Consider the following 13920-nt stretch of genomic DNA (forward strand, 5'->3'; position numbering starts at 1 on the left):
GATAATGGCGGGTGGTTTCTTTTTTTTCAACAATGGGTTAAAATAAAGAAATTTTTCGAATTATTGAGAAATGGCCCTGAGGCCATTTTTTTGTTTTTACGGAGCACAGATGGATATTCAGGGCATTTTAGAAAAAACTTTGCCGGGTCTGGGCTATGAGCTGGTGAATTATGAATTGACTGCGCAGGGGGATTTGCGTGTCTTTATTGATAAGGCAGAAAGCGGTATTTCTCTGGATGATTGTGTCGCAGTCAGTAATCATTTAAGCCGGGTATTGGCGGTAGAAGATGTTGATTATCAACGTCTGGAAATTTCTAGCCCCGGTTTGGATCGTCCGCTAACCAAACCGGCTGATTTCAGGCGCTTTGCCGGACAGTTGGCCAAGATTAAAACTCGTTTGCCCATTGATGGGCAGAAAAATTTTATTGGCCGAATTAATGACATAGACGAGAATGATTTGATCAGTATCACGCTGGAAGAGGCTAATGAAGTACGTCGAGCCAAGCGTGCTGCGGTTGCCGCAGGTAAAACAGTTTTAATTGAATGGCAAAATGTAGATAAAGCACGTTTGAAGCCAGAATTTGATTTTTAAATTGAATTTTCATATTGTTGTAAGCACAGGCTTGCAAGGAGAATTAAATGAGTCGTGAAATTTTGCTACTGGCTGAAGCTTTGGCGAGTGAGAAAAACGTAGATACAGAAGTGGTATTCAGCGCACTGGAGTTTGCTCTGGCCAGTGCGGCAAAGAAGAAAACTGAGCGTGAAAATATGGATGTGCGGGTGATTATCGACCGCAATACTGGTAGTTACAGCAGTTTTCGCCGCTGGCTGATTGTGGCAGACGAGGACTATACCTATCCAGATATTCAGAAAACCATTGAAGAGATTCAGGAAGAAATTCCAGAAACGACATTGCAGATTGGTGAATATTATGAGGAACCAATTGAAAATGTGGAATTTGGCCGGATTGGAGCTCAGACTGCCAAGCAGGTTATTTTGCAGCGTATCCGTGACGCCGAGCGTGAGCAAATTTTAAATGAATTTTTGCAACGCAAGGATAGTCTGGTTTTAGGTACAGTTAAACGTGTTGAGCGGCATGGTGCAATCGTAGAAATTGGTCGTCTTGAAGCATTGTTGCCACGCGACCAGATGATTCCGCGGGAAAACTTCCGTAATGGTGACCGGGTGCGGGCTCTGTTTTTGCGGGTAGACCAGATTGGTAACCGTAGTCAGGTAATTCTGACCCGTATTTCGCGCGAATTCCTGCTAAAACTGTTTGAAATGGAAGTGCCGGAAATTGAAGACGGCCTGCTGGAAATCAAGGAGGTAACCCGTGATCCGGGCCTGCGTGCCAAAATTGCGGTGAAATCTAATGATGCCCGTATTGATCCGCAGGGTACTTGTATCGGGGTGCGTGGTTCACGTGTGAATGCAGTAACGGAAGAGCTGGCTGGTGAGCGCATTGATGTGGTGCTGTGGTCGCCGGAAACTGCCCAGTTTGTGATTAATGCACTGAGCCCGGCTGAAGTAACGCGCATTCTGATTGATGAAGATAATCATTCAGTTGATGTGATTGTGGCTGAAGATCAGCTGGCACTGGCTATCGGACGCGGCGGACAGAATGTACGTCTGGCAGCGGAACTGACTGGCTGGCAACTGAATATCATGACTGTGGACGAGGCACAGGAGCGCCACGAAGCAGAAGATAAAGCAGTACGTGACCTCTTTATAAATAATCTCGGCGTGGATGAAAATGTGGCTGAGGTACTGGTGCAGGAAGGATTTACCAGCCTGGAAGAAGTGGCGTATGTGCCTGTTCAGGAAATGCTGGAAATTGAGGGTTTTGATGAAAGTACGGTAGAAGAGTTGCGTAACCGTGCCCGTGATGCCATTTTGACCCTTGCCATTGCTTCTGAGGAAAAGCTGGAGCACATGGACGAAGAGCTGAAAAATCTGGAAGGTTTGGATCAGGAAATGCTGCATGATTTGGCCAATGAGGGGATTAAAACCCGTGATGATCTGGCTGAGCTGTCAGTAGATGAGCTGATTGAGATTACAGGCATTGATGAGGAAACCGCCAAGAAAGTGGTGATGGCAGCACGCGCCCACTGGTTTGACGAAGTATGAGGGTACGCGAATGAGTAATCAAATAACTGTAGAACAATTTGCCTTGGAGCTGCATTTATCAACTACAAGGTTGCTGGAGCAGTTGGCCGAAGCTGGGGTACATAAACAGGCAGCATCAGATAAACTGACTGCTGCTGACAAAAAACAGTTGCTGGTTTATTTAAAGCAGTCTAATGGTAGTCAGTCTGCCGGTCCCATCACGCTGAATCGTAAAAAGCCGGCTGAGAAAAGTACGGTTGGTGGTGTTGAAGTTGAAACCCGCCGGCGGCGGCGTATTGCCGTGCCGCCTGAAGAACTGGAAGCCAAAACGGCAGAAGAAAAAATGACATCTTCTCAACCAGAATCAGAGCCGGTAAAGGCAGATACTGAAGCTGAGGAACAGGCGAAAAAAGCTGCTGCCGAGCAGGCTGAAGCGCGGCGCAGGGAAGAATCTGCGGCCGCAGCAGCAGCTGAGGCCGCACGTTTAAAAGCAGCGGCTGCGGCCAGTAAAACCGAACAGAAAACGAAAGTGGAGTCTGTGCAGACAGAAGTGGTAAAACAGGAAGTGAAACAGCAACAAACTGAAAAACAGCAACCGACTGCTGCAACTAAGCAAACAGCTGAAGTACCTGCTGACAAAAAAGCAGCAGACAAGAATGAGCAGCATAAATCTAAACGCAACCGTAACCGTAATGCGAAAAAAATTGATTTGGCGGCATTGGTGGCAGAAGCGGCTAAACCTATTATCAGTCCTGAAGAGCAGGCTCAGCGCGATGAGGAAGCACGACGTGCCGAAGCTATGCGCGCGCATCGTGAAATGTTGCTGAAACAGAAGCAGGAACGTCAGGCACGGCGCGAAGCAGCCAAACAACAGGCTAAGGAAGACAGTAAGGCTGCCAGTGAGCAGAAAACTGCCGAAGTACGCTCAGCTAAGCCGAGTGAGAAAAAACCGGTAACCAGTAGTAGTACACCTAAGGCTGCTGAATCGGCTGAATCAGCCGGACGGCGCAAAAAGGAAGAGCAACGCCGTCAGCGTGAAGATGATATGCCGAAAGGAAAATCTGCACGTGGTGGTAAAAACCGTCGTTCAGCGGATGTGGTTAATGCAGAAGACAGTCGCAGACGTGGTGGTAAGAAAGGTGGCAAGAAGCAGCTTAAGCTTGAACCAAATCAGCATGCTTTCCAAGCGCCTACCGAACCTGTAGTACATGAAGTACTGGTGCCGGAAACGATTACTGCTGCCGAACTGGCACACAAAATGGCGGTTAAGGCTGCGGAAGTTATCAAAACCCTGATGAAGATGGGTATGATGGTTACCATTAATCAGTCATTGGATCAGGAAACAGCACTGATTGTTGTGGAGGAAATGGGGCATATCGGTAAAGCGGCAGCAGCAGATGATCCTGAGGCATTTCTGGATGAGGATACAACTGTTACTGAAGCAGAAGCCTTGCCACGTCCACCGGTAGTTACAGTAATGGGCCATGTGGATCATGGTAAGACTTCTCTGCTGGATCATATTCGCCGTGCGCGTGTAGTACAAGGTGAGGCAGGTGGTATTACCCAGCATATTGGTGCCTACCATGTTGAAACTCCTCGTGGTGTAATTACTTTCCTGGACACTCCGGGACATGAAGCGTTTACGGCTATGCGTGCCCGTGGTGCTCAGGCTACAGATATCGTTATTCTGGTAGTTGCTGCTGATGACGGGGTAATGCCGCAGACTATCGAAGCAATTGCTCATGCCAAAGCGGCTAAAGTGCCATTGGTGGTGGCCGTAAATAAGATTGATAAAGAAGGCGCCAATCCGGAACGTATTCGTCAGGAATTAACGGCACACGAAGTAGTGCCAGATTCCTGGGGTGGTGATGTACAGTTTATTGATGTTTCAGCTAAACAAGGTACCAATATCGACGCCTTGCTGGAAGCAGTATTGCTGGAAGCTGATGTGTTAGAGCTGAAAGCACCTGTAGATGCTGCCGCTAAAGGTATTGTGGTGGAATCACGTCTGGATAAAGGACGTGGTGCAGTAGCTACTTTACTGGTACAAAGTGGTACTTTGCATAAAGGTGACATAGTGCTTGCAGGTACAACTTTTGGACGTGTACGCGCTATGGTGGATGAGAATGGTAAAACCATTACTGCCGCAGGTCCGTCTATTCCGGTAGAGATTCTGGGTCTGTCTGATGTACCTAATGCTGGTGAGGACTTCATTGTACTGGCAGATGAGAAAAAAGCTCGTGAAATTGCTCTTTTCCGTCAGGGCAAATATCGTGATGTACGATTAGCGAAACAGCAGGCAGCCAAACTGGAAAACATGTTTAACAACATGGGTGAAAATCAGGCACAAAGCTTGCCGATTATTATCAAAGCTGATGTTCAGGGTTCCTACGAAGCTTTGGCAGGTAGTTTGCGAAAACTGTCTACTGATGAAGTGCGCGTTGATGTACTGCATAGTGGTGTAGGTGGTGTGAGTGAGTCTGATGTAAATCTGGCGATTGCTTCTGGTGCTGTTATTATTGGCTTTAATGTACGTGCTGATGCAACTGCGCGTAAGTTGGCCGAACATGAAGGAATTGAAATCCGTTATTACAACATTATCTATGATGCTATTGATGATGTGAAAGCAGCTTTAAGTGGTATGCTGGCACCAGAGCAAAAAGAAAATGTGATTGGTATGGTGGAAATCCGTCAGGTCATTACGGTATCTAAAGTTGGCAATATTGCTGGTTGTATGGTAACGGATGGTTTGATCAAGCGTGATTCGCATGTTCGGTTAATCCGTAATAATGTGGTTATCCATACAGGTGAGCTTTCTTCATTAAAACGCTTTAAAGATGATGTCAAGGAAGTACGTCAGGGCTTTGAATGTGGTTTGATGCTGAAAAACTTCAATGAAATTATGGAAGGCGATCAGCTGGAGGCTTTTGAAGTGGTTGAGGTTGCCCGTAAGCTTTAAGGGTACCTGAAAGTGTTATCAGGCAGCCTGAATATTTTCCGGGCTGCCTGAATTATTGGCCATCACAGAAAGGAATGATTATGCGTAAACCCCAACGTGGTTATGCACGTCAGGATCGTGTAAAAGAACAGATTATGCGTGAACTGGCCGAACTGGTGCGTATTGGCCTGAAAGATCCCCGAGCAGGTTTTATTACGATTAATGAAGTTGAAGTTACTCGTGATTACAGCCATGCCAGTATTTACTATACAGTATTGGATGATAGTACTCGTGCTGTTACTGAAGAAGCACTGGAACATGCCAAGGGCTATTTACGCAGTGAGCTGGCACGACGAATAACTTTATTCCGTACACCTGAGTTGACATTTATTTATGATGATTCTCTCGAACGGGGCATGAGTATTTCGCATTTAATTGATAAAGTAGCTAAAGAAAAACCAGTTGATGATTAAAGTAGATAATTAAAAAAGAGATTGATCAATTATGATCAATCTCTTTTTTAATTATGTTGCAGATATGGCTAAAATTAAAATGCCATATTAGCGTCCATAGTAAACTGTAATGGAAGCCTGAGCAATGGCATGGCTATTAACCACGAATCCTGTGTAGCTGGTAGTTACATCTGTAGGCAATTCAATTTTGTCGGTGTCTAAGGCATAAATGGTAAAAATATACCGATGTGCCGGGGTGCCTTCCGGCGGGTAGAAACCGGAATAACCTAATGTTCCAATCTCATTGCGCAGCTGACGTGAACCGGCGGGTAAATTCTGGCCATTTTCAGCTCCAGCATTTCGTTTCAGCTCGGTTAAGTCTTTGGGCAGGTTGATAGCCATCCAGTGCCACCATCCAGCGCCGCCAGTGGGTGCATCAGGGTCATGACACTGAATCGCAAAACTTTTGGTTTCCGCTGGTGCGTTTTTCCATACTAGAGCAGGGGACTGATTATCACGGTCACTTTGATAGGAGGAATCAACGGTATCACCATTTTTAAATTCTGGACTCGTTAAGGTAAATGTATTTGTCATTGTTTCCTCAAAAGCAATCGATATTATTGATGGTAGGTTAATTTTGCAATATGAAATGTGTAAAGTCAATGTTACTGTGTTAGCGATTTATAAAAATTAAAGGTGCTGATACAGTGATTTGTTAGGTCAGTTGCACTGATATGGGGCAGTTACCATCTCAAAAATATTTATTCATTTGACTATGTAAAATGTAGTAGTTTGATTTTGTTTAAGTCAGTGTAACTGTCTTCTAAAATAGTACAGCATAAAAGTAGAAAATTCTCTTTATTAACCCACTGAGGATTTAAACATGCAAAAAAATGACTGAACATCAGATGTAGCTATTGTAAAGAAGCTGAAGCCGGCGTTCCTGTTAAAGAGCTTTTCCGTAAACATGGTATGGGGAATTCAATTTTCTATAAATGGTGTGATGAATACGGTGGTATGGAAACCTCAGATATCAACACTTAAAGCAACTAGAAGCTGAAAATCATAAGCTTAAACAGATATTTGCTGAACTGGGTTTAAAATCACAGCTTCAGGAGGAAATCATAAAAAAGCTATAGTGCCAACTCAAGCACGTAAAGCCTGGGCTGTACAACTGCAAGAAAGTCATTCTGTTACTATTTGCATGGGCTGTGCTATTGTTGGCTAAAGCCGCTGTGCTTACTATTATCAGCGTAAGTTACCGGATGATTCGGTGATTATGTCTGTACTAACTTTGGGGTATTTACAATTGTTTTGCTAGGTAGGCTTCATTAATCTGAATGGCAATTTATTTAATATTGAGCTGAGAAGTGAGAGTACACATTTGAACTGATTCTATCGCAGGGTGATGCACTAAAAGTTAGATTTATGTTGATTCCAAAGGCAAAGTACATGGGCAACTTGTAAAGGAAGCTTTAATTTAGGTATGTATACAAAGCATTAGCTGAAAATTATCGGAAACTGGATCTAATAGCCGGTTTAACTATGGAATATTTTTTATTTATATATATTTGTCAGTATTTATCATTTTGCCGGTAGAAAGGTGGGGTAGTTCATATTATGCTGTTATTGCTAAAATATAAAATATTATTAATTATTTAATGGTTGTATTGAGATTATGATGACTAAAGAGTTATTACCTTGGGTGTGTATTTCTGGTTTTATGCTGGATGAAACGTTATGGGATGATATGTTATCCAGTCAGGCTGCACCCCAGTCTGTGAAATGTGTTTCATTGGCAAATGGGGACAGTATTGCAGCAATGGCAGATATTATTGCGGCTAGTGCGCCGGAGAATTTTGTGTTGGTTGGGTTTTCGCTTGGAGGGTATGTTGCACGAGCACTAGCAGCCAAATATCCGCAGCGAGTAAATGCTTTGGTATTGATTGCTACATCATTACGCGAGGATACACCTGAGCAACGGAACGCTAAGCTTAATTCTTTACAAATTCAGCAACATCTGCATTTTCGCGGTTTAGGAAAGAAGGCCATTGTTCAGACCTTACGGCCGGATAATCAAAATAATCAGGTGCTGATAAACCGAATCCGGCACATGAGTGAACGTTTGGGGTTTGATGTTTTAAGCAGGCAATCGCTGTTAAATCGAGCAACACCAGATGATCAGAAAATTTCCTGCCCGACTCTGATTATTGCAGCTGCACAGGATCAAATGCGTTCTTTGGATGAGGCACAAGAATTACAGGAATTTATACCGCAGGCGAAACTGAAGATAATTGAGAATAGTGGGCATATGTTGCCATTAGAACAACCAGAAGTATTGGCAGAAACAATATCAGGCTGGATACAGCAACTTTAATCTGGCTGAATTCTAAACAATCAATCGCCAGATCTAAGCTTAGGTGCAGCACTGCTTATGTCCGGTATATTATTGATTGTGGTTGATTAGCTATTATTGTCGAATACACTTGAATTTTGCACATTTTGTTTCAGCCATTTCTGTGCTGTCTGTGTGTCATTAAAATATTTAGGTCTTTGCAAAGTTAACAGATTAGCAAAGCGGGCACCGAACCGAATCCAAATATCACCAGTGACAATGGCAGTACGACCAAAATCGTGCGCATGCTGGCGTAAAAATCTAAGATGTTCTAAAGCCATATCAACGGTAAAATCTTTCATTTGGCTTAGATCAAGCAACAGATTGGGCAATTGTGCTTGCTCAATGGCTTTTAATAAGGCTTCTTCTAACTGCCGAAAGTCTTGTAGTGTAAATTCGTTGTGTAGAACAACATGCAAACCGTAGCTCTGTTCATGAATAGAAATCATATATTTGCCTTTGATGATTGGGGCACTATTACTGCGTTAGATTGACTATGTTGAGCAATATCATACTAACAGATAAATATATTGGCTATGATTCTTTTGTTTATGGCTTGATTTTAGGCTGAAAATGCTAATGTCTGTGACATATATGCAACCAAACTATGGAAATTTGAATATTATTAGTTTGTTTCAATTGAAAGTCTGAAATAAACAGTACTATAGTTTATTGACGTAAAATAAAAAACAGCTTTCAGTAGTGAAAGCTGTTGATTTTATGAAGTGCCAGAGTCGATTATTTTTTGGAAACGGTTTCCGGATTATCTGTTATGGTTGCAAGAGTAGCTGAGGGAACAAAACGGTAAAATACTTCACCATCCTGTATATACCCCAGTTTGTCGCGTGCCATTTCGTTTATCGCATCTTTCCCGTTCGCAAGGTCTTTGATTTCAGCAGTCAGGGCACGATTGCGCTGTATCAGGGCTTCATTACTTGCATTTTGGGCAATAACGCTGTTTTCCAGTTTCCACATATCATGCCAGCTACCGTGCCCTATCCACAAGTTGTATTGTAAACCGGCCAGTGCGAATAACAGTACCCAAGTTACCCACTTCATTGTATTTGCCTATTAATATTGCCTGTAGCCGGATTAGCTAAGCTGATAGAACGCTTTTTTGCCCGGATAGTAGGCAGCAGTACCTAGTTCTTCTTCAATCCGTAGCAATTGATTGTATTTAGCGATACGGTCAGAACGAGAGAGTGAACCGGTTTTAATTTGCATACAGTTCGTACCCACGGCAAGATCGGCAATGGTACTGTCTTCGGTTTCTCCGGAACGATGACTCATTACGCTGGTATAGCCTGAACGTTTGGCCAAATCTACTGCTTTAAGTGTTTCAGACAAAGTGCCGATCTGGTTTACTTTAACCAGTAGTGAATTGGCTAATCCTTGAGCAATGCCTTCATTCAGAATGGCCGGATTGGTTACAAATAGATCATCACCGACTAGCTGGACTTTTTTACCTAAACGTTCGGTTAACAGCTTCCATCCTTGCCAGTCGTGTTCGCTCATACCATCTTCAATAGACACGATTGGATATTTGTTAACCAGTTCAGTTAAGTAGTCTGCGAACTCGGCACTGGTCAGTTTTAGACCTTCCGCAGTTAAGGCATAATGTCCGTCTTTATAAAATTCGCTGGATGCGCAGTCAAGAGCCAGTACAATGTCTTTACCGGGAATGTAGCCGGCTGCTTCTACCGCGGATAGAATCAACTTGATTGCATCTTCATGGCTAGCTAAATCTGGGGCAAATCCGCCTTCGTCGCCGACACTAGTAGACATGCCTTTATCATTGCATAATCTTTTCAGGTGATGGAACACTTCGGCACCACAACGCAAGGCCTGACGGAAAGATTCCGCACCCACAGGCATAATCATGAATTCCTGAATGTCAAGACTGTTATTGGCATGTGCGCCGCCATTAATAACATTCATCATAGGTACAGGCATGGACATTGGACCGGCACCACCGATATAACGATATAACGGTAATCCAGCGTCTTCGGCTGCCGCACGCGCCACGGCCAGTGATACAGCCAGAGTAGCATTGGCTCCAAGACGGCCTTTGTTATCAGTACCATCCAGATCAATCATAATCTGGTCGATGTAGTTTTGTTCGCTGGCATCTATGCCAATAAGCGCCTGTGCAATTTCATTATTAACGTTTTCTACAGCTTGTAATACGCCTTTACCCAGATAACGCTGTTTATCACCATCGCGCAGCTCCAGTGCTTCTTTTTCACCGGTAGAGGCGCCAGAAGGCACAGCAGCTCTGCCCATTACGCCTGATTCAAGCAGAACATCGCATTCAACGGTAGGATTACCACGTGAATCAAGTATTTCACGCGCAAAGATGTCAATGATTGCACTCATGCAAGTCTCCAGATTTTTTAGGTTTTATATTGTTGTGCAGTAAATGGTACGAACAATAAGCCTGCCAGACAGCATCTTGGCTAGGTTGTTAAACTTTGTATTATACCGAAGGCTGAGTATGTGAACAGGGTAATTTACACTTGGTTTGGGCAGGATACTGCAAAAAAGCAGCTATGTGTTGCGCTAATAAATTAAAACGGTTGATAGTGTGGTTAGATTACCAAGTAACTGGCCTGAGATTATTAAATGTATGGGTGCTATTTAGCTTGACTGTCTGGGGTTTGACTGGTCGTCATTTGTTATCAGATTAAAGATGGCAAAATATCTGTTGCTATCTTAGTTAAAAGTCTTTCGTAAGGTAGGCACTGCTGTAGCAGACAATATTAATTATACTCAACCTTAGAGGCTATGCTGAAGCCCAGCAAGCAGGGGCTGATGGTGATTATGCCTGATGCAACCGGTTAAAAGGAAGATATTGTCGATTTATCAGAGAATCCATGTCTAGAGTGATAGATGGTGGTAAGGATTACTGCTGGCAGAATAGTCTTATGAAGACTGTTGAATCTAGTGTACTCACTAAAGCGTGTGGAGATGGAGGAAATAAAGTGTGGCAAAATTTTATAAAAGAAAATGCTGAATTGACTGCTCGTGTTGCTAAAAATATTAATATTGCCTCAAATGATTTAGTGGTTGTAGCTTAATTTGATACTGGCGGCACTTTCTATCCAAATATCCGCAATTCAAAATATTCAGCAACTGATGTAATTCTTATGGCTGATAGCGAATGAAATGGGGAAAGTGTCATGAAACGATTTACGACCAGTTTGGCGAACTCTTTTGATGAATAAATGAAATTTACTGAACAGTATTTTAGGGGGAGAAGAGTTGATGGTAAAAGAAAACGGGATATTGCAGATATTTATACTGCTGTAACGGGCTATAGACACAAAAGAGGGGTGAGGGCATATAAATTAGATAAGATCTGCGATTCCAATAATGATGGGAATATAGATAAAAGTGAGCTATTAAAAATTGTTGTTTCTCAAAACCAACAAATGCAGATAAGAAGCAATAGTGTGAAAAACGACAATAGAAAATAAGTTGATGTTAATATAAGAAATTGACGTAAAAACATTCTCAGGCACATTAAGCGGTAATGCTGTAGCGGCGATGAAAAAACTACAAAACTACACATTTAATCAACTTGGGACTTCAATGGCATGAAAAAATTATTTGCAATTTTTTTACTACTACCATTTTTAGCGATAGCTACAGGTTTTAGAACAGTCGTATCAGGGAAAAAGCTAACCTAGGTTGAGGCAAATTGTGCTGGCGTGTCTTTTTCAAAAAATCGCAAGAGCGCATCAATGTATGGTAAACAAGGGTTTGAGTGCTCTCCCGATATAGAATTGCGCGTGAAATGGCTAAATGGCAATACAGTAATGTTGGTGGAAAAGTTCAAAAAAACAAAAGTGCACCTCCTCATGTTTTTGTAATGCAGTTTCAGCCGTTGAACGGGAATAAAGTTACCGTTAAAGATATTTGGGCAGGCTAGGGTTCTTACCTGGACGAGATTCAAAAGCACACAATAAAATAATTTATTAATTTGTAGAATAAATCACTATAAAGGATAAGAAAATATGGGGTGGAGGTATCGCAGAACAATTAAGCTTGCTCCCTGGTTAAAAATTAATGTAGGTAAAACAGGGATTACTAGTGCAACGATAGGAAAGCGTGGAGCAAGTATAAATATTGGTCGTAAGGGGACGTATGTGAATTTAGGCATCCCAAAGACGGGATTAACCTATCGAAAAAAAATAAATTCGGCGGGGGCTGGTGTTATGAAAGTGAGTAAAATAAACCAGTTAGAAAAATTAGAAAAACTATACCTGAAGGGAAATATTTCTGATTCAGAGTATCAGCAATTACGGGCTGATATTTTAGGATATGCGTGCACGGTGAAACAAGTCCAGAAGAAAGGGTGTTTGACTTCCTTGTGGACATTAATGAAATGGGCATTTTTAATTTGTTTCTTGCTGGTTGGGTATTTTATTTATCATGACAATCAACCATCGAAGAAAGCGTCTACTGAGGAATTAATTAACCTCCCACCCTCCAACACTATTCAGGAAGAAGTAATTGCAAGATATCCTAGAAAAGATGGTGACTTGAAAGAATTAGATGTAGATAAGAGTAAGAAAGAAGTAAAATCGCTTGATAACTTGTTCTAAAGCTTGATTCTATTGCGTTAGAAAGGGAATAAATGAAGAAATTAATTTTGACTGGTTTAACGTGTTTAATTACAGCTACATCTGTATTTGCAAAAGATTTTGACTGGGAACAAATCGCCCATACCCCCGATGGTTTTATCTTATATGCAGATAATAATTTTTATGAAGGTCAGGATTTTGCGTGGGTAATAATCAAGGAACCCAAACCCTTTAAAACGCCAAAAAGTAATTTTGCCGATTCCACAATGCTCAAAGTTTATGTAAATTGTGAAAAAAATTTAATGAAGATGGCTGATACTGCTTATTTAAAAAATAACAAAGTTATCGAGACTGATAATGATGTTAAAGCGAATGCATATAAAAAAATTAGGGCAGATACAATGTTCTCAGTCATTGCAGATTGGTATTGTTCATTTTGATTTATGGGTTGCAACTTAAATAAAATTTTGATTCTACATAAGGAATTTTTTATGTCTAAGCCATCTTTAACAAATGAGCTTACTCGCTTGTATGAATTGCTGGAGAAAGGAGCGATTACACAGGAAGAGTACGAGGAACATAAGGCTTTATTATTAAATCAAGCCCGTAGCTCATCCTCACAGAATGATGATTACAGTAATCCGGTTCAAAGTAAACCGGCGCCTGAAATGCCGCAAATTATCATCAACCAAAGCTCGTCAGCGGCCGCATCATCCAGTGCAGCAGCCGTAGCTAAAAATGGAGGTTGTTTAAAAAGTATCTTAGCGGCAATTGGTTTCTTGGTTGTAATTGGCGTACTTCTAGAAACATGTTCTAGTAGCAGAAAGACAACATCCAATACTCCCGCACCAGAACCAGTAGCTCAAAATATTGCTAATACGAATAATCAAGAGTCTGCTCAGGAAAATATGCAGACGGCACTACAAAGCGCAAAACAAGAGAATACAGCAGTAAATAATGAAATAAATGCCTTATGGACAGACATGGATGCAGATATACGCAACCATTTAAAGCCTCAGCAGCTTACATGGAACCGTCAAAAGAAAAAACAGTGCCAGACAAACCAATATCCTACACCGGAACAAAATGAAATAGCGTATTTAAACTGTGAGACGGATATAACGCGTACACGCATTTCTGAACTGGAAATACTGGAACATCAGCTGTATACGGAAGTAAAGGAAGCGAAATTACAGAAAGTAAAGCAGGAAGCGCATGATTCATTAGAAGTACTACAAACAACGTGGAACACTATACCCGAATCGATTAAAGATCAGTTGAGTACAAACTTTAAAAACTGGACCAAGAGTGCGGATAATGAATGCGATTCAGCAAAGCCGGCTGATACGCAGGTGCAAACAGATATCAATCGGCACATCTGTATAATAAAACTGGTAAGAGCTAAGACTAAAGAGCTTGAAGGATACAAAATCTGATCTTGAT

The 13920-nt window shown here is 42.0% G+C and carries 16 protein-coding genes; 12 read left to right on the forward strand and 4 right to left on the reverse strand.

What is annotated here, in order from left to right; genetic code table 11:
• Window positions 1-109: 109 nt before the first annotated feature.
• The 4 genes from rimP to rbfA all read left to right on the forward strand — a co-directional run bounded on the left by rimP (window position 110) and on the right by rbfA (window position 5517).
• Entirely contained in the window at window positions 110-592 is a 483-nt protein-coding gene (gene rimP, locus BHC51_RS04185) for a ribosome maturation factor RimP (RefSeq protein ID WP_100123927.1), read from the forward strand.
• A gap of 47 nt (window positions 593-639) precedes the next feature.
• On the forward strand, window positions 640-2127 hold the full coding sequence (gene nusA / locus BHC51_RS04190) for a transcription termination factor NusA (protein ID WP_100100405.1): 1488 nt from the start codon (window positions 640-642) through the stop codon (window positions 2125-2127).
• A 10-nt stretch (window positions 2128-2137) separates the two neighbouring features.
• The gene (infB, locus tag BHC51_RS04195) at window positions 2138-5065 is read left to right on the forward strand and encodes a translation initiation factor IF-2 (protein ID WP_100153395.1); all 2928 of its coding nucleotides are present in this window, start codon (window positions 2138-2140) and stop codon (window positions 5063-5065) included.
• Window positions 5066-5145: 80 nt separating this feature from the next.
• A complete protein-coding gene (gene rbfA / locus BHC51_RS04200; RefSeq protein WP_100100407.1) occupies window positions 5146-5517 on the forward strand; it encodes a 30S ribosome-binding factor RbfA in 372 nt (123 codons plus the stop codon).
• Window positions 5518-5604: 87 nt separating this feature from the next.
• Here rbfA and BHC51_RS04205 read toward each other — a convergent pair whose 3' ends face one another.
• Window positions 5605-6090 carry a YbhB/YbcL family Raf kinase inhibitor-like protein gene (locus BHC51_RS04205; RefSeq protein WP_100100408.1) on the reverse strand — a complete coding sequence of 162 codons (486 nt, stop codon included), beginning with the start codon at window positions 6088-6090 and terminating at the stop codon, window positions 5605-5607.
• 309 nt (window positions 6091-6399) lie between these two features.
• On the opposite strand from BHC51_RS04205, the gene BHC51_RS13260 reads away from it, so the two are divergent.
• A complete protein-coding gene (locus BHC51_RS13260) occupies window positions 6400-6540 on the forward strand; it encodes a transposase (protein WP_373885679.1) in 141 nt (46 codons plus the stop codon).
• 634 nt (window positions 6541-7174) lie between these two features.
• Window positions 7175-7873, forward strand: a complete 699-nt coding sequence (locus BHC51_RS04215) for an alpha/beta fold hydrolase (RefSeq protein WP_218965846.1) — start codon at window positions 7175-7177, stop codon at window positions 7871-7873.
• Window positions 7874-7959: 86 nt separating this feature from the next.
• Here the strand turns inward: BHC51_RS04215 and BHC51_RS04220 are convergent, their stop codons facing one another.
• From BHC51_RS04220 to eno, 3 genes are all read right to left on the reverse strand, one after another.
• Window positions 7960-8340, reverse strand: a complete 381-nt coding sequence (locus tag BHC51_RS04220; protein WP_100100409.1) for a SpoIIAA family protein — start codon at window positions 8338-8340, stop codon at window positions 7960-7962.
• Window positions 8341-8629: 289 nt separating this feature from the next.
• Window positions 8630-8950 (reverse strand): cell division protein FtsB, encoded by a 321-nt coding sequence (gene ftsB, locus BHC51_RS04225; RefSeq protein WP_100100410.1) that lies wholly within the window; start codon window positions 8948-8950, stop codon window positions 8630-8632.
• Window positions 8951-8983: 33 nt separating this feature from the next.
• Entirely contained in the window at window positions 8984-10267 is a 1284-nt protein-coding gene (gene eno / locus BHC51_RS04230; RefSeq protein ID WP_100100411.1) for a phosphopyruvate hydratase, read from the reverse strand.
• 497 nt (window positions 10268-10764) lie between these two features.
• Here eno and BHC51_RS04235 point away from each other — a divergent pair, with 497 nt between their 5' ends.
• From BHC51_RS04235 to BHC51_RS12640, 6 genes are all read left to right on the forward strand, one after another.
• Window positions 10765-10968, forward strand: coding sequence for a hypothetical protein (locus BHC51_RS04235; RefSeq protein ID WP_100153396.1), 204 nt, complete (start codon window positions 10765-10767; stop codon window positions 10966-10968).
• A gap of 147 nt (window positions 10969-11115) precedes the next feature.
• Entirely contained in the window at window positions 11116-11367 is a 252-nt protein-coding gene (locus BHC51_RS04240) for a hypothetical protein (protein WP_100153397.1), read from the forward strand.
• A 320-nt stretch (window positions 11368-11687) separates the two neighbouring features.
• Window positions 11688-11822, forward strand: a complete 135-nt coding sequence (locus BHC51_RS13020; protein ID WP_257384767.1) for a hypothetical protein — start codon at window positions 11688-11690, stop codon at window positions 11820-11822.
• 85 nt (window positions 11823-11907) lie between these two features.
• Window positions 11908-12498 (forward strand): DUF4236 domain-containing protein, encoded by a 591-nt coding sequence (locus tag BHC51_RS04245; RefSeq protein WP_100153398.1) that lies wholly within the window; start codon window positions 11908-11910, stop codon window positions 12496-12498.
• A 32-nt stretch (window positions 12499-12530) separates the two neighbouring features.
• A complete protein-coding gene (locus BHC51_RS04250; protein WP_100123934.1) occupies window positions 12531-12917 on the forward strand; it encodes a hypothetical protein in 387 nt (128 codons plus the stop codon).
• A 51-nt stretch (window positions 12918-12968) separates the two neighbouring features.
• Window positions 12969-13913, forward strand: coding sequence for an SHOCT domain-containing protein (locus BHC51_RS12640; protein WP_180296426.1), 945 nt, complete (start codon window positions 12969-12971; stop codon window positions 13911-13913).
• Window positions 13914-13920: the final 7 nt, after the last annotated feature.

Origin of the sequence: Snodgrassella alvi, from assembly GCF_002777745.1 — a bacterium.
Taxonomy (GTDB): domain Bacteria; phylum Pseudomonadota; class Gammaproteobacteria; order Burkholderiales; family Neisseriaceae; genus Snodgrassella; species Snodgrassella alvi_D.